22 protein-coding genes, 2 tRNA genes, 1 pseudogene and 1 riboswitch are annotated in these 24,957 nt (G+C 39.3%); of the genes and pseudogenes, 10 read left to right on the top strand and 15 right to left on the bottom strand.

From position 1 onward, the window contains the following. Window positions 1-96: 96 nt before the first annotated feature. Together IPU53_RS14325 and IPU53_RS14330 are read right to left on the bottom strand one after the other, a co-directional pair. Window positions 97-169 (bottom strand) — tRNA-Thr (locus tag IPU53_RS14325). 1 nt (window position 170) lies between these two features. Further along, window positions 171-245 (bottom strand) — tRNA-Asn (locus IPU53_RS14330). Window positions 246-397: 152 nt separating this feature from the next. On the opposite strand from IPU53_RS14330, the gene IPU53_RS14335 reads away from it, so the two are divergent. After that, the gene (locus IPU53_RS14335) at window positions 398-1,147 is read left to right on the top strand and encodes a polysaccharide deacetylase family protein (protein ID WP_207451699.1); all 750 of its coding nucleotides are present in this window, start codon (window positions 398-400) and stop codon (window positions 1,145-1,147) included. A gap of 325 nt (window positions 1,148-1,472) precedes the next feature. On the opposite strand, the gene IPU53_RS14340 is transcribed toward IPU53_RS14335, so the two are convergent. Then, on the bottom strand, window positions 1,473-2,153 hold the full coding sequence (locus IPU53_RS14340; protein ID WP_207451700.1) for a KinB-signaling pathway activation protein: 681 nt from the start codon (window positions 2,151-2,153) through the stop codon (window positions 1,473-1,475). 172 nt (window positions 2,154-2,325) lie between these two features. Between IPU53_RS14340 and gerD the strand changes: the two genes are divergently transcribed. After that, window positions 2,326-2,904, top strand: coding sequence for a spore germination lipoprotein GerD (gerD, locus tag IPU53_RS14345; RefSeq protein ID WP_207451701.1), 579 nt, complete (start codon window positions 2,326-2,328; stop codon window positions 2,902-2,904). Between the two features lie 92 nt (window positions 2,905-2,996). Here the strand turns inward: gerD and IPU53_RS14350 are convergent, their stop codons facing one another. The 3 genes from IPU53_RS14350 to IPU53_RS14360 form a co-directional block, all read right to left on the bottom strand. Beyond that, window positions 2,997-4,064 (bottom strand): Mrp/NBP35 family ATP-binding protein, encoded by a 1,068-nt coding sequence (locus tag IPU53_RS14350; protein ID WP_207451702.1) that lies wholly within the window; start codon window positions 4,062-4,064, stop codon window positions 2,997-2,999. Window positions 4,065-4,188: 124 nt separating this feature from the next. Beyond that, window positions 4,189-4,908, bottom strand: coding sequence for an N-acetylmuramoyl-L-alanine amidase CwlD (cwlD, locus tag IPU53_RS14355; protein ID WP_207451703.1), 720 nt, complete (start codon window positions 4,906-4,908; stop codon window positions 4,189-4,191). 301 nt (window positions 4,909-5,209) lie between these two features. Continuing rightward, window positions 5,210-5,647: a DUF2521 family protein gene (locus IPU53_RS14360; RefSeq protein ID WP_207451704.1), complete on the bottom strand. Its 438-nt coding sequence runs from the start codon at window positions 5,645-5,647 to the stop codon at window positions 5,210-5,212. Window positions 5,648-5,790: 143 nt separating this feature from the next. Here IPU53_RS14360 and IPU53_RS14365 point away from each other — a divergent pair, with 143 nt between their 5' ends. Next, window positions 5,791-6,507: a hypothetical protein gene (locus IPU53_RS14365; protein WP_207451705.1), complete on the top strand. Its 717-nt coding sequence runs from the start codon at window positions 5,791-5,793 to the stop codon at window positions 6,505-6,507. Between the two features lie 428 nt (window positions 6,508-6,935). Here IPU53_RS14365 and IPU53_RS14370 read toward each other — a convergent pair whose 3' ends face one another. The 3 genes from IPU53_RS14370 to IPU53_RS14380 all read right to left on the bottom strand — a co-directional run bounded on the left by IPU53_RS14370 (window position 6,936) and on the right by IPU53_RS14380 (window position 9,568). Then, window positions 6,936-7,874, bottom strand: coding sequence for a metal ABC transporter solute-binding protein, Zn/Mn family (locus IPU53_RS14370; RefSeq protein ID WP_207451706.1), 939 nt, complete (start codon window positions 7,872-7,874; stop codon window positions 6,936-6,938). A gap of 90 nt (window positions 7,875-7,964) precedes the next feature. Next, on the bottom strand, window positions 7,965-8,825 hold the full coding sequence (locus tag IPU53_RS14375; protein WP_207451707.1) for a metal ABC transporter permease: 861 nt from the start codon (window positions 8,823-8,825) through the stop codon (window positions 7,965-7,967). Further along, the gene (locus IPU53_RS14380) at window positions 8,825-9,568 is read right to left on the bottom strand and encodes a metal ABC transporter ATP-binding protein (protein WP_207451708.1); all 744 of its coding nucleotides are present in this window, start codon (window positions 9,566-9,568) and stop codon (window positions 8,825-8,827) included. The genes IPU53_RS14375 and IPU53_RS14380 overlap by 1 nt, the downstream gene beginning before the upstream one ends. Window positions 9,569-9,950: 382 nt before the next feature. Here IPU53_RS14380 and pflB point away from each other — a divergent pair, with 382 nt between their 5' ends. Then, complete coding sequence (pflB, locus tag IPU53_RS14385; RefSeq protein WP_207451709.1) at window positions 9,951-12,176, top strand: formate C-acetyltransferase; 2,226 nt, start codon at window positions 9,951-9,953, stop codon at window positions 12,174-12,176. 741 nt (window positions 12,177-12,917) lie between these two features. Then, the gene (gene pflA, locus IPU53_RS14390) at window positions 12,918-13,679 is read left to right on the top strand and encodes a pyruvate formate-lyase-activating protein (RefSeq protein WP_207451710.1); all 762 of its coding nucleotides are present in this window, start codon (window positions 12,918-12,920) and stop codon (window positions 13,677-13,679) included. A 131-nt stretch (window positions 13,680-13,810) separates the two neighbouring features. Here the strand turns inward: pflA and IPU53_RS14395 are convergent, their stop codons facing one another. Next, a complete protein-coding gene (locus tag IPU53_RS14395; RefSeq protein ID WP_207451711.1) occupies window positions 13,811-14,827 on the bottom strand; it encodes a sugar kinase in 1,017 nt (338 codons plus the stop codon). A 317-nt stretch (window positions 14,828-15,144) separates the two neighbouring features. Here IPU53_RS14395 and IPU53_RS14400 point away from each other — a divergent pair, with 317 nt between their 5' ends. Continuing rightward, the gene (locus tag IPU53_RS14400) at window positions 15,145-15,741 is read left to right on the top strand and encodes a class D sortase (protein ID WP_207451712.1); all 597 of its coding nucleotides are present in this window, start codon (window positions 15,145-15,147) and stop codon (window positions 15,739-15,741) included. Between the two features lie 120 nt (window positions 15,742-15,861). Here IPU53_RS14400 and mgtE read toward each other — a convergent pair whose 3' ends face one another. Further along, window positions 15,862-17,220, bottom strand: a complete 1,359-nt coding sequence (gene mgtE, locus IPU53_RS14405) for a magnesium transporter (RefSeq protein ID WP_207451713.1) — start codon at window positions 17,218-17,220, stop codon at window positions 15,862-15,864. Window positions 17,221-17,491: 271 nt separating this feature from the next. On the opposite strand from mgtE, the gene IPU53_RS25010 reads away from it, so the two are divergent. From IPU53_RS25010 to IPU53_RS14420, 3 genes are all read left to right on the top strand, one after another. After that, the gene (locus tag IPU53_RS25010) at window positions 17,492-17,995 is read left to right on the top strand and encodes a TM2 domain-containing protein (RefSeq protein ID WP_242698307.1); all 504 of its coding nucleotides are present in this window, start codon (window positions 17,492-17,494) and stop codon (window positions 17,993-17,995) included. Window positions 17,996-18,129: 134 nt separating this feature from the next. Beyond that, a riboswitch (TPP riboswitch) is annotated at window positions 18,130-18,233 on the top strand. A gap of 106 nt (window positions 18,234-18,339) precedes the next feature. Then, a complete protein-coding gene (gene tenA, locus IPU53_RS14415; RefSeq protein WP_207451714.1) occupies window positions 18,340-19,026 on the top strand; it encodes a thiaminase II in 687 nt (228 codons plus the stop codon). Between the two features lie 121 nt (window positions 19,027-19,147). Then, complete coding sequence (locus tag IPU53_RS14420; protein WP_207451767.1) at window positions 19,148-19,519, top strand: YxeA family protein; 372 nt, start codon at window positions 19,148-19,150, stop codon at window positions 19,517-19,519. A 78-nt stretch (window positions 19,520-19,597) separates the two neighbouring features. Here the strand turns inward: IPU53_RS14420 and IPU53_RS14425 are convergent, their stop codons facing one another. The 3 genes and pseudogenes from IPU53_RS14425 to IPU53_RS25465 form a co-directional block, all read right to left on the bottom strand. Further along, complete coding sequence (locus tag IPU53_RS14425; RefSeq protein ID WP_207451715.1) at window positions 19,598-20,434, bottom strand: ABC transporter permease; 837 nt, start codon at window positions 20,432-20,434, stop codon at window positions 19,598-19,600. A gap of 4 nt (window positions 20,435-20,438) precedes the next feature. Beyond that, window positions 20,439-20,930 carry an ATP-binding protein DrrA1-3 family domain-containing protein gene (locus tag IPU53_RS25460; protein ID WP_396019951.1) on the bottom strand — a complete coding sequence of 164 codons (492 nt, stop codon included), beginning with the start codon at window positions 20,928-20,930 and terminating at the stop codon, window positions 20,439-20,441. Continuing rightward, window positions 20,916-21,353: pseudogene (locus IPU53_RS25465) on the bottom strand (ABC transporter ATP-binding protein); the annotation flags it as partial. The pseudogene IPU53_RS25465 and the gene IPU53_RS25460, both read right to left, overlap by 15 nt. 308 nt (window positions 21,354-21,661) lie before the next feature. On the opposite strand from IPU53_RS25465, the gene IPU53_RS14435 reads away from it, so the two are divergent. Beyond that, window positions 21,662-23,554 carry a heavy metal translocating P-type ATPase gene (locus IPU53_RS14435; protein ID WP_207451768.1) on the top strand — a complete coding sequence of 631 codons (1,893 nt, stop codon included), beginning with the start codon at window positions 21,662-21,664 and terminating at the stop codon, window positions 23,552-23,554. A gap of 85 nt (window positions 23,555-23,639) precedes the next feature. Here the strand turns inward: IPU53_RS14435 and IPU53_RS14440 are convergent, their stop codons facing one another. After that, window positions 23,640-24,743 (bottom strand): hypothetical protein, encoded by a 1,104-nt coding sequence (locus IPU53_RS14440; protein ID WP_207451716.1) that lies wholly within the window; start codon window positions 24,741-24,743, stop codon window positions 23,640-23,642. Window positions 24,744-24,957: the final 214 nt, after the last annotated feature.

The raw sequence follows: 24,957 nt of genomic DNA on the forward strand, positions 1-24,957 counted from the left end.
ATCTGCCAGCAATTTGTCGGCTAAAGGCAAAATTCCAAACAAAAAAAGCAATCCCTAGCACCCCAAGAATCGCTTCAAATCAATGTTTATATAATAAGCTTCCAACCGGGCTTGAACCGGTGACCTCATCCTTACCATGGATGCACTCTACCAACTGAGCTATGGAAGCATGGCTCCGCAGGTAGGATTCGAACCTACGACCGATCGGTTAACAGCCGATAGCTCTACCACTGAGCTACTGCGGAATATAGCTTATTCAATAGACAACTTCTATTATAACCAATTTTTCACTTTTTTCAACCCTTTTTATTTTTTCCATTCATCACTTTTTATAATCATATCTACCGACTTCTCATGCATAGATTAGATAATGGACGGGCATGAGGGAGGAAAGAAGATGAATTTCTTTTTAGCAGTCAATGGTCGAAAAGTAAAGCAAGGAATGTTTATTGTCTTAATCTCATTTTTTACAGCTGTATTATTTTTCTCCCAATCCTCTTTATATATTCCTGTATTTAGCACAAAGGACGGGCCAAAGGCGATATACAAGGGCGATAAAGGGATTGGTTTAACCTTTAATATTGGTTGGGGAGATGTACAAGCTGAGCCAATACTGGACGTATTAGAAAAGAAAGAGATACGTTCTGCCACCTTCTTTTTATCAGGGGCATGGGCAGAGAAACACCCCGACACGGTTAAGCGAATTGTTGAATTAGGCTACGAAATCGGAAGCCTTGGTTACGCGTATGAGGATTACACCGAACTAGATGACGAAGATGTGAGAAGAGATATGTTAAAGTCCATCGAAATTTTAAAAAAACAGGAGATTAAAGAAGTAACACTTCTCCGTTCCCCAACAGGTCATTTTGATGAGCGCACACTGAAAATAGCTGAGCAACTGGAATTAACAGTCGTACACTGGAGCGTAAATTCACAAGACTGGAAAAACCCCGGTACAAAGGAAATCATTGAGAATGTAAAAAAGGCAAAAAAAGGAGATATCGTCCTGATGCACGCTTCAGATGCAGCAACACAAACTGCCGATGCCTTACCTGAAATCTTATCGATCTTAAAAGAAAAAGACGATTTAGTTAATCTCTCCGTCCTAATTACCAATGGCAATGTCAAAACAAAGCTCGTTCCATAAGAAAAGCGCAAAGCGCCTTGCTGTAAGACGAAAGGCTAAGTGCGCGACGTCCTGGCGCAACACCATTCTGACCAACATCCTGTTGCCTTCCGACAAGCAAATGTTCTGAGACAAGAAAAGTCCGGCTTTGACTTTTATTGGCTCAGGGGTATTAAGCGGAACATCGGCTAAGTTCGCAACGTCCTGTCGCTTCGTCTGCACCAGTACATCCTGTACGTCGCAACGCCGATGGCTCCTGGAGTTAGACAACACCTATACCCAGCTATGCTTTCTTATCTCATAACCAGAACCGCAAGACGCCTATTAAACACAAAAAGCGAGTCGATTAGCGACTCGCTTTTTGTGTTTGTTTCTTATGTTCAGTTTTTACACTGTTTTTCTGAGATGACTTTCTTTCCCGTTCTTCAGCTGATAATTTATTGTATTTAGGCAACATTAGAATGAGATAAGCATTACAGGCAATCAACGGAAAAATCATTAAATATACCCAACTGACTTCATTCACTCGTAATACTGGGAGCCATTCTAAAATCGTAACAACGACCATAAAGAAGAGCGCTGACACAAAAGTTGCACGGTTGGTCGTTTTTGCTTTAAAGTACGCAACAATTAATGCGGCTATTAGGAGAAAGATGGCCAATCCCACATAGGGCAGAATACTCTCCCCTGCTCCAGCAAAAGCCTGAAAGCGAAAATAAATAAGATCAAATAAAACAAATACAATCAGTACAAGTTGGACAGCATTCCATAATGAAATAGACCGAAAAATACCTAATCCAAATTGATGAATAAATAAATAAGCAAAAAAGCCGACTTGGCTTACAACAGCAAAGATTAAGCCAACACCAACTAGCCAAATAAATGTAGATAAAATGGCACCGATTTTCACCTCAGTGAAATATGGCTGAAATTCATTCCAGCGAATTAAAAACCCTAAAATTCCTGTTATAATACCTCCCAGTAAAAGGGAGTTAAATAAAAATTTAATCAGGTTGCGTATCGTCACTGTTTAATCCTCCATAACATATCCTTATCACACCGATTTTATCAGTCTTCGCGCAAAAAAGCTATGTTTGAACAGATTGTGCATAAAATCTTCACAAACCACCATATTAAAGGTAAGGGAAAATGGGGATCCATTTACCGTTTTACATTCACGAAAGGAGCGTTCCTCACTCATGAAAACAAGAGTCTTTCTGCTCCTCATACTATCTGTTTTTTTATTAGCATCCTGTGGTGGAGCCGATGGAGGGAATGAAAAACTGGACTACGATCAAACGAAAAAAATGATTGTAGACATATTAAAAACAGATGACGGAAAAAAAGCCATCCAAGAAATTATTAGTGATGAAGATATAAAGCAACAATTGATTATGAATGAAGATATTGTCAAGAGTTCTATTGAACAGGCATTGACTTCCAAGAAAGCGGAGGACTTTTGGAAAAAAGCCTTTCAAGACCCCAAATTTGCTGAGGCAATGGCCAAAAGTTTGAAGACAGAGCATGAAAAGTTACTTACAGACTTAATGAAGGATCCACAGTATCAACAACTATTTATTGATGTTCTTAAAGATCCTGAGTTACAAAAGGAATATGCCACAGTCGTTAAAAGTAAGGAGTTTCGTGAACATTTACAACAGGTCATTTCAGAAACATTAGAAAGTCCTTTATATAAAGCCAAAATTGAAGATATTTTACAGAAGGAAGCGAAAAAAGCGGGAGAAGAAGGGAACGACAGTAAAAAGGAAGACACCTAACTAAACTGGCATCCTTTTTCCAAGCTCAAACATGAAGCCCCTAATCATCCTTTTATGAAGGACGTCAGGGGCTCGATTTAAAAATAGGCAATTCAACGTTCCTCTAAAAGGTCCGCCACTTTTTCAGCTACTTCATGATAAATCTTACCAATTCGGTGATCTTGAGCATAGACCGATGGAGCAAACTCTTCCTCATTCCAATCAGGCTGCTGTAAAGGAAGTCTGCCAATAAGCTCGGTTTGCAATTCCTCAGCCAGCTTATCCCCTCCACCTTTACCAAAGACATATTCCTTTTCTCCAGTCACCTTACTTTCGAAATAGGCCATGTTTTCAATCACGCCAAGAATTTCATGGTTTGTCTTTAAAGCCATAGCACCAGCTCTAGCGGCAACAAAAGCAGCAGTAGGATGTGGAGTTGTCACAATGATCTCCTTACAGCTTGGTAAAATTGTGTGCACATCCAAAGCCATATCGCCGGTTCCAGGTGGTAAATCTAATAGTAGATAATCAAGGTCTCCCCATTCCACCTCGGTAAAAAAGTTATTTAACATCTTTCCTAACATAGGTCCACGCCAGATGACAGGCGCATTGTCTTCTACGAAGAAGGCCATCGAAATGACTTTGACCCCAAAGCGATCAACAGGTAATATTCGATCTCCCTGTAATTTCGGACGGTCTTCGATTCCCATCATATCTGGGACACTAAAGCCATAAATATCCGCATCAATTAAACCGACTTTTTTCCCGAGACGTGCTAAAGCAACCGCTAAATTAACGGAAACAGTTGACTTCCCAACTCCGCCTTTCCCGCTCGCGATTGCAATAAAGGTTGTAGAACTATTGGGAGCTAATAACCCTCCAGGTTCTTCTCCTGGAATCGCCCCAGCAGCCCGATGCTTGTCCAATTCTTCTTCGGTTAGTTGGTCAAAACGAATGCCAACACTTTCTGCACCTGCTTCTTTCAAAGCCTCCACAATTTTCATTTGGAATTGTAATTGTTCAGGCGTTCCTGTCTTGGCAAGCGCAACTTTTACACTAATATGAGATTTTTCTTCTTTGATTTTCACCTCAAGAATCCCATTTGTCTCTTTAAGCGTTTTATGTAGTAATGGATCTTCCATTTTATTCAGTATCTCAATAGCTTGCTCTTTCGTAACCAAAATTGGCACCTTCCTTTTTGTGGATTCGCTTTCTACTCTCAGTATAACATACTTCACTTTGATCAGATTGTTATACGCTTGAGAGGAAAATAACGGAAAGAAAGGTGCATATGAACTTCGATAATTACATGTCTGATTCAAGGGATGGCTCCTCTGTAAAATAGCGGGTGATACCTTTGTAGATTGAAAAAGCAACTTTATCCTGATAGGTATCTAAAAGTAAATTTTCTCGTTCTGTTGGATTGGACAAAAAACCAATTTCCACTAATGCACTTGGCTTTTTAGATTTTTTTAATAAATATACATTCTCAATGATCTTTGCTTTCCTGTCTGTATTTTCTAAAGTCTCAACTAATTCAGCTTGGATAAAAGTCGCAGCTCGTTTATTTGCCGCGTAATGCGGCGTATAAAATGTCTGGGCACCACTCCAGCGTGGTGACGGAATAGCATTCAGATGAATGCTAATGACGAGATCTGCCTTTGACTCATTCACCAGCTTCACTCTTTGATGCAGATCTTCTGTTTTTCTCCTGCTATACCCCTTTACCCCACTACCAGCTAAGTCATTGTCTGTTTCCCTTGTCATTAATACTAAAGCACCCTGTTCTTGAAGATAATCACGCAGTTTCAGCGAAACATCTAATGCAATATCCTTTTCTAATGCTTCAGAATCTCCTGCTCCCCCATCTGGACCCCCATGGCCTGGATCTAAATAAATAATCTTCCCTGATAAAGGTAAGCTCCAAGCATTAAAGGAATCCTTTGGTATAAACTTATATTGCAATAAGAGAAACAATACAGCAGCTCCGATAAAAAAAAAGGCCACTTTTACACTTTTTCTCATCCCCAAAACCCCTTTATACTTTCTCCTAATGTAAGTTCAAAAAGGAGGATAAAAAAGACCAAGTCGGCTAAAGACGCTGACGTCCTGTCAGCAACGCTGACACTAGTACATCCTGTACGCCGAAAGTTCGAGGCGGCGTAGTTTCGAGCAGCCGACTTGTACAGGAAGTACTGACTTCCGTGTTGTCCACAGGACGTGTCGGTACTTAGTCGAAGATCTTTTATCTCGAAGTGTCATTTTTTACCGGACTTTTTGAACATCCTCTTTTTTAATTTATGGGACAAGAATCTCTTTTAGAACCTCAATGTAGGCGAAGTTTGTAGCGCTGTTCCCCTTGCTGAAAGCCTCTCCTCCACCACTCATTAATAAACTGTTCACAAGCAGCATAGGTAGACTTTTCTTCGATAAGCTTTTGTCCATAATCCCAATAAAGCCAGAAGTTGTATAAGGTGTTCATAAAATGTACTCGGTCTTCTCCACATCGACCGCTAATCATCTCCAGTGTTTCTCCATAAAGAACAAAACGACTGTATTCGCCGCCGTTTAAGTATGCCTCAATAGCAATGTCAAAACATGCGTCTTCAACCCCATCGTCACCAAACATCCCTACTCCAACTGTTTTTATATGGTGAAGAACACTTTTCTTTAATTCATCTATTGAAAGATTGCGTAATAACTTCCTTTCATACGTTAACTGCTTTTCTCGCTTTTTCTCTGAAAAAGATGCGACATTATTCATGTTGTATTCATCCTCCTATCTATAGTCTCAACGTTCAAATAAAAGTCATACATAACTGGTCATAAAAAAAAGTGCAGTTTTTTTCCATTTATCTGAAACATTTATTTAAAATAAACGTCTATATAATAGGAGGAGAATTGCCTATGAAGAAGAAATGGTTTATATTCACAATCCTCATCTTATTAGCGGGATGCTCTGAGACAAATATTGAGTGGACAGACTTTCTAGAATTTCAAGGTAATCAATATCTAGCAACTCAGTATGTTGAAATTTCAGATCCCAATTTTATTGGGGAGCCAATTGGGGAAATTAAGAAAAAGTTAAAAGACCATGTTAAAAACACAAAATACACTCCTAAAAATGGTGATGCAGCCTATTTAAAAGCAGGAACGAAATTATACTCCGTTATTAATCATTCTCATCTGATCGCGGTTAAGGATTCGAATAACATTAATGGATTTAAGATCTATGTGAAGGAAGGGTACGTGCCAGATAAACGTATACTGGAACAAGGGGATCCGCCATCGTTTAGAAAAATAGAGGTTTATGAAGAGGTTGATTACAATCAGTTTCTTTTTAAAAAGTTAATTGAGCAAAGTGAGGAATTACAAACATTAATCGCTATCTTACAATCAAATCAAACAGATAATACCCTTGTTTATCAGGAAGAAGACCCGCAATCACAAGCATTCACTTTTATCTTGTATTCAACTTCCCCCATTGCAGAGAAACACGCGATTTATTTTAATGGCGAAGATTATTTTGATAAGAACCATCATATTTTATCAAAAGAGATTGAAAAATTTCTTTTGGGGACAGAAGAAGTGGAAAATATGAAAAGTGTGAACCACTCTAAATAAGTTGAATTACATAGATTTACTGTTACGCAATAGATGACCATTCAATGGTCATCTAGAATTGCTATTATAAAACGGCGGGAACATCATATAATTCCCAATACGCGCCCTATCGGCGACAAGCAAATAACCTGAACTAATGAAAGGCGCTCTTTACCTTCATTAGTTCAGGTTATTTCGTATAGAATATCGGCTAAGATCGCCACGTCCACATGGCTTCTAGCTAGATAACACCTGAATTCAGTTCCAATTTAATTCTAAGATGAATTTTATACTTTCTTACAAGAAAAAGTCGAACTAATAACTTTTTGATCCAGTCTCTTTCGTTATCAAGGACTTATGGACATTCCTTTTTATTCAATTATTTTAGAGCATCAAGATCTACTCGATATTATAATTAATTCGTAATATTTTCACCCTTGCGGTGATAGTTATCTTGTTAAGCCATCAGTCAAGATTTGAATATTATAATCCAGATATTTCATATACGTATCCACTTCTTCACCAGGCTCTCCGATCTCATCCGAATAAATAGGCTTTTCATAAATTGGGACACCGGTCTCAGAAGAAACAGTTTCCATTGGCCGTGTATCTACATTAGATTCTACAAACAAAGTAGGCACTTCGTGTTCTTTTATATAGGAAACTAAATTCTTAATTTGTTCTGGTGACCCATTCTCCTCCGTATCAATTTCCCAAATAAAGGCTTCTTTTAATCCAAAATGATCCGCCATATATTGAAATGCTCGTTCACTGGTCACAAGTGTCTTGTCTTCTTCAGGCAGACCACCAAGCTTCTCTTCATACTCTTGATTGATCTCCTTCAGTCTTTCTACATAATTGTCTCCTCTCTCCTTATAATCATCTTTACGATCGGGATCTGCCTCCATAAGCGCATCTCGCATATCTTCAGCCATTAAAATACCAACAGCTGGATCAATAAATGCGTGTGGATTGATTTCTTCATCTTTTCCGTCCTCCCCAGCAAGATACATTGGTTCCACTCGTTCTGTTAAACTGTAAATATTTTCCTCCTTCTGTCCAACGGAATCAACCATCTTAAAGAACCAACCATCTTTACCACCTTCCAAATTTAATCCATTATAGAAGAGAACATTTGCATCAGTCGCTTTTTTAATATCCTCTGGTAAAGGTTCATATTCATGTGGATCGGTGCCAGTTGGGACAAGGTTATGAATATCAATATCATCGCCGCCAATTTCTCTTGCCATATCAGCAATGATTGTAAAGGACGTGACCACTTGAAGCTTATCCTCCTTTTTGCTGGCATTCTTCTCCTGACCTCCACAAGCACTAAGTAAAAAGATTGCCATACTCAACAGGATTGTTCCTAAAAAAACCTTTTTCATTTTAAACATTTCTCCTTTATCTCTGTCATCTTGTCTTTTTCGAATTTTATGATTTATACATAAAACAACTGCTACATCAATCCCACGTCATTATTCGTTCATGGCTGTACGCCGCTTATATTTCCGAAACGTGTTCCACAGTATTCCTTGTTTTGGCGAAAAAATAAATACTAATAGAAAGATGATCGTCGCTACTAGAGCAATAACTGGTCCAGAAGGGAGATTATGCTCAAAACTGATGTAAAGACCTAACACCGCAGAAATCGCTCCAAAGAGTGATGCTAGCCAAATCATAGTCGACATCCGATTTGTTAACAGATAGGCACTTGATGCCGGTGTGATCAACATCGAAACAACTAAAATAACACCAACCGTCTGTAATGATGCAACCGTAACAAGTGTTAACAAAACCATGATGCCATAATGAATCATTCGCGTTTTCAAGCCATATGCTGCTGCCATCGTCTCATCAAAACTTGTAACAAGTAATTCCTTATAAAAAACAATCACCGTTAAAACGACAATGGCCCCAATAATAATTGTAAGCCACATATCGGAGGATCTTACAGCAAGAATATTTCCAAACAAGATTTGTGTTAAATCTGTTGCACTTTTTGCTAAAGTAATCATAATAATTCCCAAAGCAAATGCAGCAGAAAAGACAATCCCTATTGCCGAATCATTTTTAATCCGACTATTTTGGCTAATCGCCCCAATTCCAAGTGATGTCAATATTCCAATAACGACCGCACCATAGAAATAGTTAATACCTAAAATGTAAGAAATGGCTACACCTGGCAACACCGCATGAGAAATGGCATCTCCCATTAAAGCCATCCCCCTTAGTACAATAAAGCTACCGATCACTCCACAAATAATGCCAACGATAATTGAAGTAACAAAAGCCTTTTGTAGAAACGCATAATTCATTAAATCAGATATAAATTCCATTAAACCCCTACCTCCAAACCTGTAAAAAGCATATGCGGAGTTTGATATGCCTGTTGAATTTTCTCGTTACAAAACACTTCTTTAACAGGTCCGGCGCCAACTAGTTCCCCATTAAGCAAAATTAAGTCATCAAAGTAATCTTCCACCTTTCCTAAATCATGATGGACAACAAAGATGGTTTTCCCTGCCTTCTTCAATTCTTTTAAAATATCAATGATTACTTTTTCACTAGAAACGTCAATTCCTACAAATGGTTCATCTAAAAAGAAGTATTCTGCTTCTTGAGCAAGTGCTCGGGCAAGAAATACACGCTGCTGTTGTCCACCGGATAACTCACCAATTTGGCGTTTGGCAAAATCCTCCATTCCCACCTTCTCAAGGCATTTCTTTGCCCACTGCTTTTCCCTTTTGGATGGCCGATGAAATATACCCAGCTTTGGATATGTGCCAAGAAGGACTGTATCTTGAACAATTATGGGAAAGTCCCAATCAATATTTGAACGTTGTGGTACGTATGCAATTTTTTTCCTTACAGCCTCTAATGATTTTCCCTCAAAGGTAATAGTACCGGAATCCTTTGAAATAAGTCCTAATGCGGCCTTCATTAAGGTTGATTTTCCAGCTCCATTTGGGCCAATAATTCCAATTAATTTCCCTGTATGAAAAGAAAAACTTACATTTTTAATCACTTCTTTATCTGCATAGGAGACATTTAGATTATTCACAGATATTTCTCTACTCACAATTTCCCACTCCTAACTATATTGTATATATCTATATTAATTTACTAGGGTAATTTAAGTTTCCTCTATGCAACTTTTAAAACATTATAGTACTTATTTAAGAATTAGTAAACAGTTTTTAGCCATTTTATTATTATTTTTTATTGTTGCTACTCCACTCTTAATATTTCATATGTGTATAAATTTCAAAAAATTTATAGCATATGATACTTTTTCCAAATAAAGTTGATAATTCCCTCCCTTTTAACGCCAAAATATGTTATATTTAAATTGAACATTGATCAGTTTTTCACAAACAACTTATTTATTGCTCAATGTTTCACAAAATCCTTATTATACATTGCTCAACTATTCACAATTAATTTTATTGGGGGGGCTTTTTATGAACCAGTGGAAAAATTTTATAGAAGGATCTTGGCAATCAGAAGTAGATGTTCGGAATTTTATTATGCTTAATTTTAATTTATATGAGGGCGGTGGTGATTTTTTAGAGGGACCGACAAAGGAAACAGAAACGCTGTGGGACCAAGTTATGGACCTAAGCAAACAAGAAAGAGACAATGGCGGCGTTCTGGATATGGATACCGAAATTGTTTCAACCATCACCTCTCATGGAGCTGGTTATTTAAACAAAGACTTAGAAAAGGTAGTAGGTGTTCAAACAGATCAGCCCTTTAAACGTTCTCTCCAGCCTTATGGCGGCATTCGCATGGCGGAAGCAGCTGCTGAAGCATACGGCTACAAGGTGGCAGACGAAGTCCATGATACTTTTACAATGTATAGAAAGACCCATAATCAAGGTGTCTTTGATGTTTATACGCCTGAAATGAGAATGGCTAGAAAAGCGGGCATTATCACAGGGCTTCCAGATGCATATGGACGTGGGAGGATTATTGGGGATTATCGAAGGGTTGCCCTTTATGGTGTCGATTTCCTCATCCAGGAGAAACAAAAGGATTTAATGCTTAATGACGGCACAATGACAGAAGAAATCATTCGTGAGCGAGAGGAAATGGCCGAACAAATTAGAGCTCTGCATGAATTAAAAGAACTTGCCCAAAGCTATGGCTTTGATATTTCCAAACCGGCTCAAGATGCACGTGAGGCTTTCCAATGGTTATATTTTGCCTATTTGGCTGCAATTAAGGAACAAAATGGTGCTGCCATGAGTTTAGGACGTGTCTCTACATTTCTTGATATTTATATTGAAAGAGATTTACGGAATGGAACAATGAGTGAAAGAGAAGCCCAGGAGCTTGTTGATCACTTTGTGATGAAACTACGACTTGTAAAATTTGCAAGAACACCTGATTATAATGAGTTATTTAGCGGGGACCCAACATGGGTAACAGAATCAATTGGCGGAATTAACCTTGATGGCGTACCATTGGTAACAAAAAATTCATTTCGCTTCTTGCATACTTTAGAAAATCTTGGCCCAGCTCCTGAACCGAACTTAACGGTTTTATGGTCACCAAAACTTCCTGAGGCATTTAAAGATTACTGTGCCCAGATGTCCATTAAAACAAGTTCTATTCAATATGAAAACGACGATATTATGAGGGAACATTACGGTGACGATTACGGGATTGCTTGTTGTGTATCAGCGATGCGAATTGGAAAACAAATGCAATTTTTCGGAGCACGTGCAAACTTAGCTAAAGCATTGCTCTACGCTATCAATGGCGGAAGAGATGAACTGAAAAATCTTCAGGTTGGTCCTGAATTCGCTCCGATTACAACGGAATATCTGGAATTTGACGAAGTCATGGAGAAGTTTGATCAAATGATGGATTGGCTCGCAAAGCTGTATATGAACGCATTGAATGTAATTCATTACATGCATGATAAATATAGCTATGAACGGATTGAAATGGCCTTGCATGATCGACATATCTTAAGAACAATGGCCGGAGGGATTGCGGGATTATCGGTTGTAGCCGACTCTTTAAGTGCCATCAAATTTGCCAAGGTAAAAACGATTCGTGATGAAAATGGCCTTGTCGTTGATTTTGATATTGAAGGTGATTTCCCTAAATATGGAAATAATGATGATCGTGTCGATGAAATTGCCGTTGAAGTTGTTAAGGCATTTATGAACAAGTTCCAAAAGCATCAAGCGTACCGTGGAGCGACTCCAACTTTATCCGTACTAACGATTACGTCTAATGTTGTATACGGCAAGAAAACTGGAAATACGCCAGATGGTAGACGTAAAGGGGAACCATTTGCGCCAGGGGCAAATCCACTACATGGAAGAGACAAGAAAGGCGCTCTTGCTTCTCTTAGCTCTGTTGCTAAAATACCTTATGACTATGCCCTTGATGGCATTTCTAATACTTTCTCCATCGTTCCAAAAGCTCTGGGAAAGGAAGAGAAAGTAAGAAATACAAACCTTGCCGCCATTCTGGATGGGTACATGGTGAAGAAAGGTCATCACTTAAATATTAATGTCTTCAACAGAGATACATTACTAGACGCAATGGAGCATCCTGAAGAATATCCGCAATTAACGATTCGGGTATCTGGATATGCGGTGAACTTCATAAAATTAACACGAGAACAGCAAATCGACGTCATTAACCGCACCTTCCATGAAACGATGTAAGAACAAAAGCGCAAGCGCCTTGATCAGCCCCGACAAGCAAATGTTCCTGAACCTAGGAAGGGGCTTTTTCCCTTCATAGGTTCAGGGTTATTTGACCTCGAGGGGCTAGGCGCTGGAGCTGGATGAAACAAAAGCGCAAGCGCCCGTTTAGCGACGTACAAACTTTTTAGGGTTCTGACGAGATAAAGGATACACCATGAGCTTGGAAAGCGAATGGATGTTGACTTATCGTAGGAAGAAACCGAAAGTTTGCTAGTCGCTGGGCGCTGGAGCTGGATGTCAAGCCGCAACGTAAACAGTTATCCACAAGCCAAGAATTTTATAGTTTCCTTAACAACAAGAAAAGCGCAAGGCGCCCGCCTATCGGCTACAAGCAAATGTTCTGAGACAAAGAAAGGCGTTCTTTGCCTTTCATTGGCTCAGGTTATTTCGTGGAACATCGGCTAAGGTCGCCACGTCCTGGCGGCAGACTCAAACTGCGACGTCCTGTCGCTTCGTCTGCACTAGTACATCCTGTACGTCGCAACGCCGATGGACTCGCTCCTGCGAGCCTCGAGCCGAGGGCGCCTGGAGCTAGACACCAACTGCAAGATAAGCTACTTATCGACAAACCAAAAATTTTATAGTTCCAAACCAGAACAAAAGTGTGGGCATTAGATTAGGAAGACAATGTCTGTCACGCCTATGCATCCAAGAAGTGACAGATCTATTTTCGATTTTACTGAAGAGGGGGTTAGAAGGATGAAAATGCAATCAAGGATTCACTCTGTAGAGTCTTGCGGGACAGTCGATGGTCCTGGTTTACGATATGTCATTTTTACACAAGGCTGTTTATTACGATGCTTATACTGTCATAACCCAGATACATGGGCCTTTGGCAGAGGAGAAGGGAAAGAAATCTCCATAGACGAGTTAATGAAGGACATACGTAGCTATCTCCCCTTTCTACAAGCCTCCAATGGCGGGGTGACAGTAAGTGGGGGCGAACCGCTGTTGCACACAGAGTTCATCACAGAGTTATTTACCGAATGTAAAAAGCTCGGGATCCATACATGTATCGATAGTTCAGGAGGCTGCTTTACGAGAAAAGAAAGATTTATACGATCACTAGATGCTCTAATGGAAGTAACAGATCTTGTATTACTAGATTTAAAGCAAATCGACCCACAAAAACATAAAACATTAACCAGTGTATCCAATCAACATATTCTTGATTTTGCTCATTATTTGGAGGAAAAGCATAAACCAATTTGGGTTCGCCACGTTCTTGTACCCGGCTGGACAGATAATGAAGATGATTTGCGACGGTTGTCCACTTTCATTCATAGCTTAAACAATGTTGAGAAAATTGAAATCCTCCCTTACCATCAATTAGGCGTTTATAAATATGAGGCAATGGGCATCGAATATAAACTAAAGGGTGTAGAAACACCATCGGATGAAAAAGTAAACTGGGCCTATAACATACTACTCAATGAAGATCAGGTTAAACAAACTAAGTGATTGAAGACTGAAATTTTGATTTTCCTTGAAATAAACTACCATTCAAATGTCCCAGACAGCTGAAAAGAGAGGACTTTCCCTCCCTTTTCAGTTGATCATTGCATCTTGATGGGTTTTGACGTAACTTATCATTACCTTTCCACATCAACCACCCCATGACTCATTGCCTGCATAATCTCTCGTTCCGTAGATAAAGGGGTATCCCCCACAATAGTATGGGCTAACTTAGCAGCGGTAACAGCATAGTCAACGATCCACTGATGGGACTCATTTTGGAGCATACCGTGGATCACTCCGCTTGTAAAAGCATCCCCTGCCCCAATTCGATCTAATACTGCGAATTGAAGGAATTTTGAATAGGTAAACTGTTCATTCTTGTATAGAAAGCCTTTCAGAGTATGAAGCTGATGATCATGAATATGCCGATGGGTTCCAGCAATCATTGAGATATCATACTTCTGCGCCACCTTTGGGATCAACTCCTCTAATTGAGTTTGACGGTCCTGCTGATTGGTCTCCATACCAAGTGTCAGCATGGCATCTTTTTCATTCATCATCACCATATCTGCTAGTTCCAACATTTCTTCATAATGAGGCTTTGCTATTTCATACCCATTATCGCCCCATAGTGACGGACGATAATTACAGTCAAATACAACCGTTCCTCCCATTGCTTTTACCTCTCTAGCTAACCTCTTCATCTGGGTGCGCACTTCATCGTTCATAGCTAAAGTAATACCACAAAAATGGACAAGATCAATCGAGCCAGCTATTTCCTTAAATGAATAAAGGGATTCTGGAGCTGTGTTAAAACTGCTTTCCTGTCGATTTGAATAGGTCACACGACTCGAACGACTTCCAAAACCATCTTCTAAAAAATACATGCCGATATAAGGACCATGCTGCTGGACAAAATCAGTCTCAATACCTAATTTCCTAATATAACTAAATGCGGCATCTCCTAATGCATTTTCTGGTAAGGTAGAAATAAGATATCCTTTATGACCCATACGCGCCAGTGCTGCTGCAATATTTACACCTGTACCTGAAAAGGAATACTGTAGGGTGTTTGCTTGGGTTAATAATTCGTAGTTTGGTACTTGTAATCGCATCATGGCTTCTCCAAAAGCTGCTACTCTCTTACTCATTATCTCTCAAACCCTTCTATATATAATTGAAATTCGTGTCTAACAAATTTATAGGATAGACAGCGTATCTAATCATCTTTAGATCTTCTTCCCAGCAAACTCTCCATAGTTTTTTGGCAAGAGAAACAGACCTCCCTGATCTAACTGGAAACGATTACGGAAATGAACACTTTCGAGTCCTTTTCCTCTCTAGTGTACCACTTCTTTTCTTGATTCACATTGAAACGATAAACATGTATAATATACATAACTACCTATCATTCTGGCAAGCCGTACTTACTTTTTTTACCATTTCAAATGTAAAGGAAGATTGTTAGATGAAAAAAATCCTTCCTCTCTTGCTTATTGTAGGAGGCGGCGTTTTAATTTTCTTTAGCGTTTGGCAAATTTGGCAAGCAGATCGATTACAAGCCAATGCAATTCAAGAAGCAAAAGAGCGAATTACCTCATCCAGTCAAAAGCAACCAGCTTCACAGGCAGATGAAATAGAGACTGTTGACTTCCAAGCAGACCAAGGGGATGTCATTGGCATTCTAAAAATCCCTTCTCTAGACAAGGAACTACCCATTATAGCGGGAGTTGATGAGGAAGATCTTGATCGCGGGGTTGGTCATTATCCAGGAACCTCTTACCCTGGACAGGAAAGCCAAATCGTGTTATCCGGGCATCGCGATACCGTATTCCGCCAATTTGGCGAATTAGAAATTGGCGATCGCTTTATTGTTGAAATGCCCTATGGTTCATTTGAATATATAATTCAAGATTCAGAAATTGTTCCAGAAGATGATCTTTCTGTGATCAGACCCGATGAATACGAAGAAGAAATGCTCACAGTGACAACCTGTTATCCCTTTCATTATATTGGAAATGCTCCTGATCGGTATATCCTTTATGCCATACCATTTCAGGATTAAAAATAAGCTTCGGCAAAAGATTTGGTAATACACCACTCTGCCCTAGCTTTTTAATTTCATTGGTTTACATCAAGGAGTACATGTGGCATGCTCACATAACTCCTTTTCACTATTATTTAACTAAATGAGTTTGTCCAAAAAGAAAGAAGCGATCGAAAAATAAATGAATAACGAGAAGATGTCATTGATCGTAGTAATAAGTGGGCCAGAGGCAACCGCTGGATCGATGCCAAACTTGTATAATACCAAGGGAATGAGCGTACCAGCTAAAGTTCCAATGATTAAGGTTAGTAATAAGGAGCCTCCCACAACAATGCCAAGATACAAATTTCCTTGCCATATAAAGGCGATTAGGGCAATGGATAATCCGCAGATAATTCCTATCATCACACCAACCCAAGCTTCTCGTAATAGAAGCCTTGCTGCTTTTTTCAATCCAACCTCTTGGTCAGCTAATCCTCTTACCACAACAGCAAGTGACTGCGTGCCAGTGTTACCAGTCATACCAGCAATGAGAGGCATAAAAAAGGCCAGTGCCACAACTTGTTCTAAAGTTCCTTCAAATTTCGAAATAATACTTCCTGAAACAAGCCCAATAAATAAAAGAGCAACCAACCAGGGCAAACGACGAAGCGTTGCTGTCAAGGGCTTGGTCTGAAAATCAATTTCCTTACTAGCCGTCGAAAACTTACCATAATCCTCACGTGCCTCATGAATGAGTACATTGATAATATCTTCAAACTTAATAATCCCAATAAGGCACCCTTCTTCATCCAAAACTGGTAAAGCACTCAGGTCATATCGCTGTAAATACCGAGCAAGTTCTGCTCGTTTCATTAAAGCTGATATACAAATCACTTGTCTATTCATAATGTCTTCTAGCTTTTCACCTTGGGCAGCGATAATTAAATCCCGGTATGCGATAATGCCTGTTAATTGATTATATTTATTGAGTAAATAAATATATTGTAAAGACTCAGAGTAAAAGGCTAGTTCGCGCACCTGAAGAATAGCCTCTTCTACGTTGATAGACTCCTGTAAAGCAATATATTGATTACTCATTAAACGACCTGCAGTTCCATCCGGAAATCCTAATTTCTTCTGGATAAAGTCAGCTTGTCCTGTCCCTAATCCTGACAAATAACGTTTTAAGCGGGCATCTGGATATACTTTTAACAGATGAGCTAGAATATCCCCATCGAGTAGAGCTAACACCTTATTCGCCTTATTGGGGCCAATCTTCCCCAATGCTTCCATTTGTTGCATTGTGCCGAGTTTTTTCATCATACTGGCGATCATTGAAACATCCAAATTATCTAAGAATGGTGCTCTATATTTTTCCGGTAAGCTTTGAAAGATCACACTCAAATTATAGGGATGCTTCTCCTCCAAGAGATCATTCACTTCCCAAAACTTTTCATTGTTAATACATTCCACGACTTCAAGCGCTAATTTTTCGCAGTCCCTATCACTTAACATTTGGATCCTCCTCTGATTCTCATTACCCACCTATATCCGCTTTTTCATTCTCTCAAACTATTATCTATAGCTGATAAGGCATGAAAGTTAAAACAACAAGTTTGATGAGACGCTGAATTTCAAACAACGACAAATTTTAGTAAAGTACATTCTAGATGCCCTATTCTAATTTGGTTAAAACTGCCGATAATTCCATTTACTTTCTAATAGGTTAACAGTAAAATAGAACTAGGACTTAATACACATTTATTGGAAAGGGATGGCGTTTTTTATGTCTAATTGTTATTTACATAACGAGAATCCGTCTGTCGGCGTTTGTATTGGCTGTGGAAAGTTTATCTGTGAGTCATGTAATACCGAGATTAAAGGCAAAAATTATTGTAAGACTTGCCTCGAAGAATTATTTGATGAGAATAAAAAAAAGGTTGAAAAGCTTGAAGATTCCAGTCGAAATCAACAGCAACCAATGGTATTTATGAATGCTGGAGGAGCAAGTTCAAGTGCTTCAAGCAGTTCATCCAGTGCTACTGGTGGACATCATGGTGTACCTGTATACACAAAAAGTAAAGTAGCTGCTGGACTTCTTGGGATTTTCCTCGGCTCTCTTGGTGTTCACAAATTTTATATAGGAAAATGGGTTCAGGGGCTGATTTACCTAGTTTTCTTTTGGACTTATATCCCCGCTGTCGTAGGGTTTATCGAGGGAATTATTTATCTTGTATCCAGCGATGAAAGCTTTGCGAAAAAACACGATAAAGGTTATCGAGTGGTCTAACGTAAGGAATAAGGCTAAGAAAAACCCTTGTTCCTCTTTTAAAAGCTATTCCTCCTAGATCATCATTAACTGACATTTGACATTCATATTTTGTGTGATAATATTAATATGAATTTTTAAAAAATTAAATCATTTGTTTCTGCTAGGGGAGCCATTACGGCTGAGATTAAAGTATTCTTTAGGACCCTTAGAACCTGAACTGGTTAATACCAGCGGAGGGAAGTGGAATTTTCTCATTCTTAGAGGATTTGTGTATTAGCTATGAAAAAGCATTCTCTTTGGATAAGAAAGCAACCACCCTTCTCCCATCAGTCGGAAACGATGCATTAGAGGAGGAATTTTTTATGTTATTTACAGAGGAATTAAGACAAGCCACTGAACACAGTTGGGAACTTAGCTTAAAGCATCCCTTTGTCCTAGGGATTGTCCAAGGAGATTTACCTTTAGAAAAATTTAAATATTATATTCTGCAGGACATTTACTACCTGAAACATTACGGAAAAATTCACGCGATGGCGGCTGCACAAGCAGACGATTTTAGCCATACTGCACTTTTAGCTAAAAAGGCTCAATTAACCGCTCAGGCTGAGCTTACAGTTCACGAGGAACACGCCAAAGTCCTGAATATTACGAAAGAAGAACTGGAGCATTTTCGTCCAGCTCCAACTGCCTATGCCTATACATCGCATTTATACCGAGCCGCTCTTTCTGGAAGCTTTGCTCAAACGATTGCCGCCATGCTACCTTGCTATTGGCTTTATGCTGATATTGGGAAAACATATGAGCATGCAACATCGATAGAACCGATCTACAAAAAGTGGATTGAAACTTATGCAAGTGAATGGTTCCAAAGCTCCACACAAGAGCAAATTGACTTGCTAAACCACGTTGTTGCCACTGCTAGCGTGGTAGAAAAGGAGAAAATCAAGGAACAATTTGTTATCGCTAAAGAGTATGAGCTAGCTTTTTGGGAAATGGCTTATCAGGAGGAAAAATGGCTATCTGAACAAACACCGTCAGTTCCATTTTGACCTATGTATGAACTCTTATAATCTTACAAAAATGTAATTTATGTGTAAGCAATCTAGATCGCTCTTTTGTGACACTCCTTGCTAAACTTAGCTTAAACAAGGAGAGAAAGGAATGGAGCGAATGAAAAGCTGGCTCATTGGTTTACTTAGTATTTTCATAATAGTCGGGGGATTGGTAGCCGCCTCTCTCATCTTTCATAATGAGGTTACAGATCGATTTAATCCTCTTGTTCCGAAGAAAGATGTTTACGTTCAAATAACGGAAAAGGGCACCCCTCGTTCTCCAGGTGGTTATGATTATACACTTTCCGGATTTGATGAATCGGGAAAAGAACGAACGGTCACCTTCTATGCTGGAGGAGAATTGCGGGATTTAGCCTATCTGCGAGTTGATGCGAAGGGAAAATATATTAAAACGTGGGAAGAAGTATTATGGGAGGATCTCCCAAGTAAGGTAAGGGAAAAGCTAGAAAACCAGGTATCATCTAGTTGAAGAACCTGGTTTTCTAGCTCAATGGTTGATGAGATTTCCTCTCTCACTTCATAAAATGCCACCCTTTTTATTCAGTAATTATTGCTGAAAAATATCCTTTTGACCCTTGGCACGATTCATTTTTGAAAAATCAACTTTAGAAAAAGCAAGGGTTGACAGGAATAAAAATAATAAACCAAATAAGAGAATAATAATCATACTGATTTGTGGTGTAATGACGAATGTACTCACTTTAAAAGCAAGTTGTTCCTCTAGTAGCTCATTCACAGATAAAGACATTTTTTCTAAGCTCAGTGTTCGAAAGAAAGCAGCTGCATACGTCATGGGATTGAATAAAGCAAGAAATTGTAAGCCATTTGGCAAAAGGCTCAATGGTACATAGACACCACATAAAAAAGTAATGGGAGTCGTGACTGCCATCGAAGCAATTTGGAATGTCTGAGAATTCTTTACAGCTGTCGCTAAAAATAACCCAAATGCAGAAAAAACAAGCCCGACAAAAACCATGAAAGCAATCCCAAAAACCGGTGTCATCATATGGGTATATTTTAAACCGATGAAATAGCCAATAAATAAGATAATGATCCCTTGTAACGTGGCAATCGTTGTTGACGATAATATCTGTCCAGCAGCAATTTGGATTCGTTTAACCGGACTCACAAGGACTTCCTTCATATAGCCCGACACAATGTCATCGATTGTTGAAGTGGCGATATTGAGTGAGGTCTGAAACACAACAATGATCACAATACCTGATAGAACATAATTTTCTGGATTACTAATAAAGGCACTTTCAAATATTGTACTGATTAGATATAAATAAAAGAATGGCATAATAAAGATTAAAATCAGTTGGGTTCGATTTCTCATAAATAATTTTACATTTCTCCACCATATTGCAGCAATCACCCTCATCTAATTACCCCCTTATATTCCTTCCTGTCAATTCAAGAAACACATCGTTTAAAGTACCCCTTTTTATTTCTAGCCCTTGAATGGCTGAGCGATGCTCACCAAGTATCGCAATCAAAGCCGATAACTCCGTCAATTGTACAGAATAGGTATTTCCCCTTTTGGTAAATTTCATTTCATGTTCTTGGAGAAGGGTTTCTAAACCTTCTGTATCTGCGCTTGTTATTTGTGCCATGTCCTTTGTGTACTTTTGTTTTAAAACAGAAGGAGAATCAAAAGCAATCATTTTGCCATAATCCATGACAGCAACCTGATCACAAATTTCAGCCTCATCCATATAATGTGTCGTCAAGAAGATCGTCATTTCCTTTTGCAGCTTAATAAGATAATCCCAAATATTAGCCCTCGTCTGTGGATCAAGACCTGTTGTCGGCTCATCTAAAAACAATACTTTCGGAAAATGCAAAAGACTTCTTGCTATTTCTACTCTCCTTTTCATTCCTCCAGATAAACGACTAACCATTTCCTTTCTCCAATCTGTCAAATCAACCAGCTCCAAAACAAATTGGATTCGCTCACCGATTACCGATTTTGGTACACCATAAAAATGTCCATGCATTTTTTAATTTTCTTCCACTGTCATTTTGTTATCGAGGGTAGAATCCTGAAAAACAACACCGATTGTCCCCCTTACTTTATCCTTATCTCTGTCAACATCTTTACCGTCGATCAGCATCGTACCTGAAGTTTTCTCTAGAATCGTACAAAGGGTTTGAATTGTCGTACTTTTCCCCGCTCCATTCGGCCCCAGAAAGGCAAAGATACTTCCTTTTTCAACCTCAAAAGAAACATGATCAACCGCTGTAAAGTCGCCATACTTTTTCACAAAGTCTTGAACAACAATGATATTTTCCAAGAGCATCGCCCCTTTCCTTAAATAGACTGACTGTCGGTCTTTTTAAGAATTTACCATTCACTTATGGATAAATTCAAGCGGATTTTCAGAAAAAGGCCTCATCTCATTGAAGAAGTCACTTGTTTTATAGCATTTGCTTTTCTTTTATATAGATATGTGTTATATTAAAACAAATATAATATTGTAATGTTTTTAAATAAAGCTTGCTGTCGCTATTTAGCGGCAGCTTTCGGCATTTTTAAGGTTAATGAATTTGAATTTCATTCTCAATTAGGAGGGAACAAATGATTATGGGAATCACAGAACAACAATTCATGAAAATTACCCCTAACCCTAAGAACACTCATTGGAAAGAACAGCTTCAAAACCATGGTGAAATGATTGCAGCGCTTGTCGCGGGTGCTTTGATTTTACTAGGCTGGGGCCTTTCAATGATGATGTCAGGCCTTGTAATTAATAGCCTGTTTATTGCGGCTTTCGTGATTGGTGGTTTCGCAAAAGCGAAAGAAGGCATTGTAGAAACCATCAATAATAAAACGCTGAACGTCGAATTACTTATGTTTCTCGCTGCAATCGGGGCGGCGATTATTGGCTATTGGCTAGAAGGTGCTGTGTTGATCTTTATTTTCGCGCTGAGCGGGGCACTAGAAACATACACAATGAACAAAAGTAAAAATGAGCTTTCTGCCTTGATGTCGCTTCAACCCGAAACAGCACATGTTCTTCGTAATGGCAGAGAAATAAGCATGCTTGCTAGAGATTTGGCAGTTGGTGATATCATTCTTGTCAAACCGGGCGAACTCATGCCAGCTGACGGGATCGTGGTAAAAGGGAAAACCTCTATCAATGAGTCAGCTATCACAGGGGAATCGATGCCAGTGGCGAAAAAGGAAAATGAAGAGGTCCTTGCTAGTACGGTCAATCTCGATGGAGTTATACACGTCAAAGTCAGCAAAACAAACGAGAATACACTGTTTCAAAAAATTATCAAGCTTGTTCAAAACGCCCAGGAGGAAAAGCCGCCAGCACATCTTTTAATTGAAAGACTTGAAAATACCTATGTTATGGTTGTGCTGATTGGTTCTGGTTTAATGATGTTTTTGCCGCACTACCTGTTTGGATGGTCTTGGAATGAGACGATCTATCGAGCGCTCGTTCTTCTTGTTGTCGCATCGCCCTGCGCGCTTGTCGCTTCGACAATGCCTGCGGTCCTTTCGGCTATATCCAACGGTTCCCGCCAAGGTGTGCTGTTTAAAGGCGGCGTACATTTAGAAGGATTAGCGAAGCTCTCAGCAATTGCCTTTGATAAAACCGGCACACTAACCGCCGGTAAACCCGAAGTTACAAAAATTGTCGCCAGTGATGGATGGGACCAAGACAAAATTCTGCAGGTCGCTGTATCCATAGAACATTACTCCAATCATCCGCTCGCTTCAGCCATTATAAGCAGGGCAAAAAAAGCAGAGATCCCACTTCTTGAAGCTGAAGATATTAAGGATGTTCCCGGTTGGGGCATAGAAGGAATGATAAACGGAGCCCGCTATTATATCGGAAAAGCTGATTTTGTCGGAAAGGAAGACGCTAAAAAATTTCTAACCACAACTCGCTTGGAGGCAATTGGAAAAACGATTGTGTTTGTAAAACAAGATAAGGAAATTATCGGAGCGCTTGCCTTAAGGGATATAGTACGTTCAGATGTGAAAGAAGCCATATCAGCTATCAATGCTGCAGGCATCGATACATTTATGCTTACAGGTGATAGCGAGGAAACCGCTCGTGATATCGCACACGAAATAGGCTTAAAGCAGTATAAAGCTGAATGCCTACCTGATGAAAAGCTGGAAGTGATCAAGGAACTGACAAAGAGATATCGTTGGGTGGCAATGGTGGGTGATGGAACAAATGACACACCTGCTCTGGCGGTGGCAAACGTCGGGATTGCCATGGGGGCAGGAACCGATGCCGCTCTCGAAACGGCAGATGTTGTAATCATGAAGAATGACTTACGCCAAATTCCCAACACAATCCGTCTATCAAAAAAGATGAACCGGATTGTCAAACAAAATATGGTGTTTTCCGTTGCTGTCATCGTGATGCTCATTGCCGCGAACTTCATGCAGGATCTATCATTGCCGCTCGGAGTAGTCGGCCATGAAGGCAGTACGATTCTGGTCATCCTGAATAGCTTAAGATTGTTGCGGGGCTGAAATTCAGCCCCGTAGTTTTTTGTTGAATCATAATAGTTGTCTTCTGTGATAAATATAGGCTTTTCTGCGAATTACAGCTTTCTTCTCAATAAATAAATTCAATATCTTTCGCGGTTTCCAGTTTATCAAAGTTCGTCATTTCGACCGTTCTTTTTGCGAAGTATACAAATCCATCTCGTACCTTTAGCTCTTCTTCTGGATAAAACTGATCGTCCGGATTTTCCGGCGTGTATACAGAGGCTACTCGGATCTTTTTAATAGGCAGTTCTACTTTATTGATTTCTTCGATCGCTTGAAATAGATGCTTTCGATCATTTTCATCATCATAGCGAAAAAAATCATGATCCTCTTCAGCACTTTCATATGAATGTAGGGTTAATTCATAAGCATGACATTGTTGATATTCTATCATCTCATAGCATTCCAGCCTTGAGTGATCGTTATCTTTATTAAAGCCATAGCTTTGCAGCTGAGACAAAATTCTCTGAACTTGTTCCCTATCATCCTCTATAAACTGATACTCGAAATGGGAAATATTATCCGCAGCCAATTGATTTCCCAAATCTTCTGGAGACTGGTAAGGAGCATCTATTTCTAAATGGGCTCCATGAACTGACACTTCATCGAATTCATACCCTTCTTTTGATACTTCATCCTGCAATTTCTTCACTAGTCGAATGGCATCAAAAAGCATCTGTAATGTTTCCTGATCGGCCATATCCCTGTTTTCTGGTAAAGCGATATAGAATTTTGGATCATCCGCTTCCTTTCCAAAAGAAGGATTGATAAATCCCAATTGCTGCAGGTCTCGAAACAACTCGGAATTTTGATAAGCTTGATTGAAATCAAATCTTTGCTTTATTTCCTTATAGTTATCACCCTCGATTTTGCCAAATGTACTAATCTGAATATCAAATTCTAATCGATCCTCATCCACTTGACGAACCCGCGCATCCTGAACAAACAATCCCTTGCCGCTTGGATCACGTCCTTCATTGCTTAACACCTCTACCACAAAATCATGTTCCTTCTCTACATATTCGATAATTTCTTCATTTGAATACCCATATTCATCTTTTATTTTCTGAACCTCATGCGAAACCATATACCCTATGACCAAAAAAGGAAGAACAAAAATTAAGAAGGCCCCTCCAAGAATAATCGCAATAGCAATGATTGTTTTTTTCAATTTGCACCCCCACCAAACATAAAATATGAAATTACTTAAATCGTAACATACTTGAGGCCTCTTAAATAAGAAAAGCGCAAGCGCCTTGCTCAGCCCCGACAAGCAAATGTTCTGAGACAAGAAAAGTCCGGTTTTGACTTTTATTGGCTCAGGTCATTTGACCTCGAGGGGCTAGGCGCTGGAGCTAGATCAAAACACTAGCCAAGATTTTATA

Source organism: Bacillus sp. SD088, from assembly GCF_017355205.1.
Classification (GTDB): domain Bacteria; phylum Bacillota; class Bacilli; order Bacillales; family Bacillaceae_C; genus Lederbergia.

Excerpts from the sequence above, each read along its gene's own strand:
- mgtE (WP_207451713.1), bottom strand. The coding sequence starts at position 17,220 with ATGTTAAGTGATAGGGACTGCGAAAAATTAGCGCTTGAAGTCGTGGAA.
- IPU53_RS14370 (WP_207451706.1), bottom strand. The coding sequence starts at position 7,874 with ATGAAAAAGGTTTTTTTAGGAACAATCCTGTTGAGTATGGCAATCTTT.
- IPU53_RS14365 (WP_207451705.1), top strand. The coding sequence starts at position 5,791 with ATGAAGAAGAAATGGTTTATATTCACAATCCTCATCTTATTAGCGGGA.
- IPU53_RS14400 (WP_207451712.1), top strand. The coding sequence starts at position 15,145 with ATGAAAAAAATCCTTCCTCTCTTGCTTATTGTAGGAGGCGGCGTTTTA.
- cwlD (WP_207451703.1), bottom strand. The coding sequence starts at position 4,908 with ATGAGAAAAAGTGTAAAAGTGGCCTTTTTTTTTATCGGAGCTGCTGTA.
- IPU53_RS14425 (WP_207451715.1), bottom strand. The coding sequence starts at position 20,434 with ATGAGGGTGATTGCTGCAATATGGTGGAGAAATGTAAAATTATTTATG.
- IPU53_RS14435 (WP_207451768.1), top strand. The coding sequence starts at position 21,662 with ATGAAAATTACCCCTAACCCTAAGAACACTCATTGGAAAGAACAGCTT.
- IPU53_RS14395 (WP_207451711.1), bottom strand. The coding sequence starts at position 14,827 with ATGAGTAAGAGAGTAGCAGCTTTTGGAGAAGCCATGATGCGATTACAA.
- pflA (WP_207451710.1), top strand. The coding sequence starts at position 12,918 with ATGAAAATGCAATCAAGGATTCACTCTGTAGAGTCTTGCGGGACAGTC.
- tenA (WP_207451714.1), top strand. The coding sequence starts at position 18,340 with ATGTTATTTACAGAGGAATTAAGACAAGCCACTGAACACAGTTGGGAA.
- IPU53_RS14335 (WP_207451699.1), top strand. The coding sequence starts at position 398 with ATGAATTTCTTTTTAGCAGTCAATGGTCGAAAAGTAAAGCAAGGAATG.
- IPU53_RS14420 (WP_207451767.1), top strand. The coding sequence starts at position 19,148 with ATGAAAAGCTGGCTCATTGGTTTACTTAGTATTTTCATAATAGTCGGG.
- IPU53_RS25460 (WP_396019951.1), bottom strand. The coding sequence starts at position 20,930 with ATGAAAAGGAGAGTAGAAATAGCAAGAAGTCTTTTGCATTTTCCGAAA.
- pflB (WP_207451709.1), top strand. The coding sequence starts at position 9,951 with ATGAACCAGTGGAAAAATTTTATAGAAGGATCTTGGCAATCAGAAGTA.
- IPU53_RS14360 (WP_207451704.1), bottom strand. The coding sequence starts at position 5,647 with ATGAATAATGTCGCATCTTTTTCAGAGAAAAAGCGAGAAAAGCAGTTA.
- gerD (WP_207451701.1), top strand. The coding sequence starts at position 2,326 with ATGAAAACAAGAGTCTTTCTGCTCCTCATACTATCTGTTTTTTTATTA.
- IPU53_RS25010 (WP_242698307.1), top strand. The coding sequence starts at position 17,492 with ATGTCTAATTGTTATTTACATAACGAGAATCCGTCTGTCGGCGTTTGT.
- IPU53_RS14375 (WP_207451707.1), bottom strand. The coding sequence starts at position 8,825 with ATGGAATTTATATCTGATTTAATGAATTATGCGTTTCTACAAAAGGCT.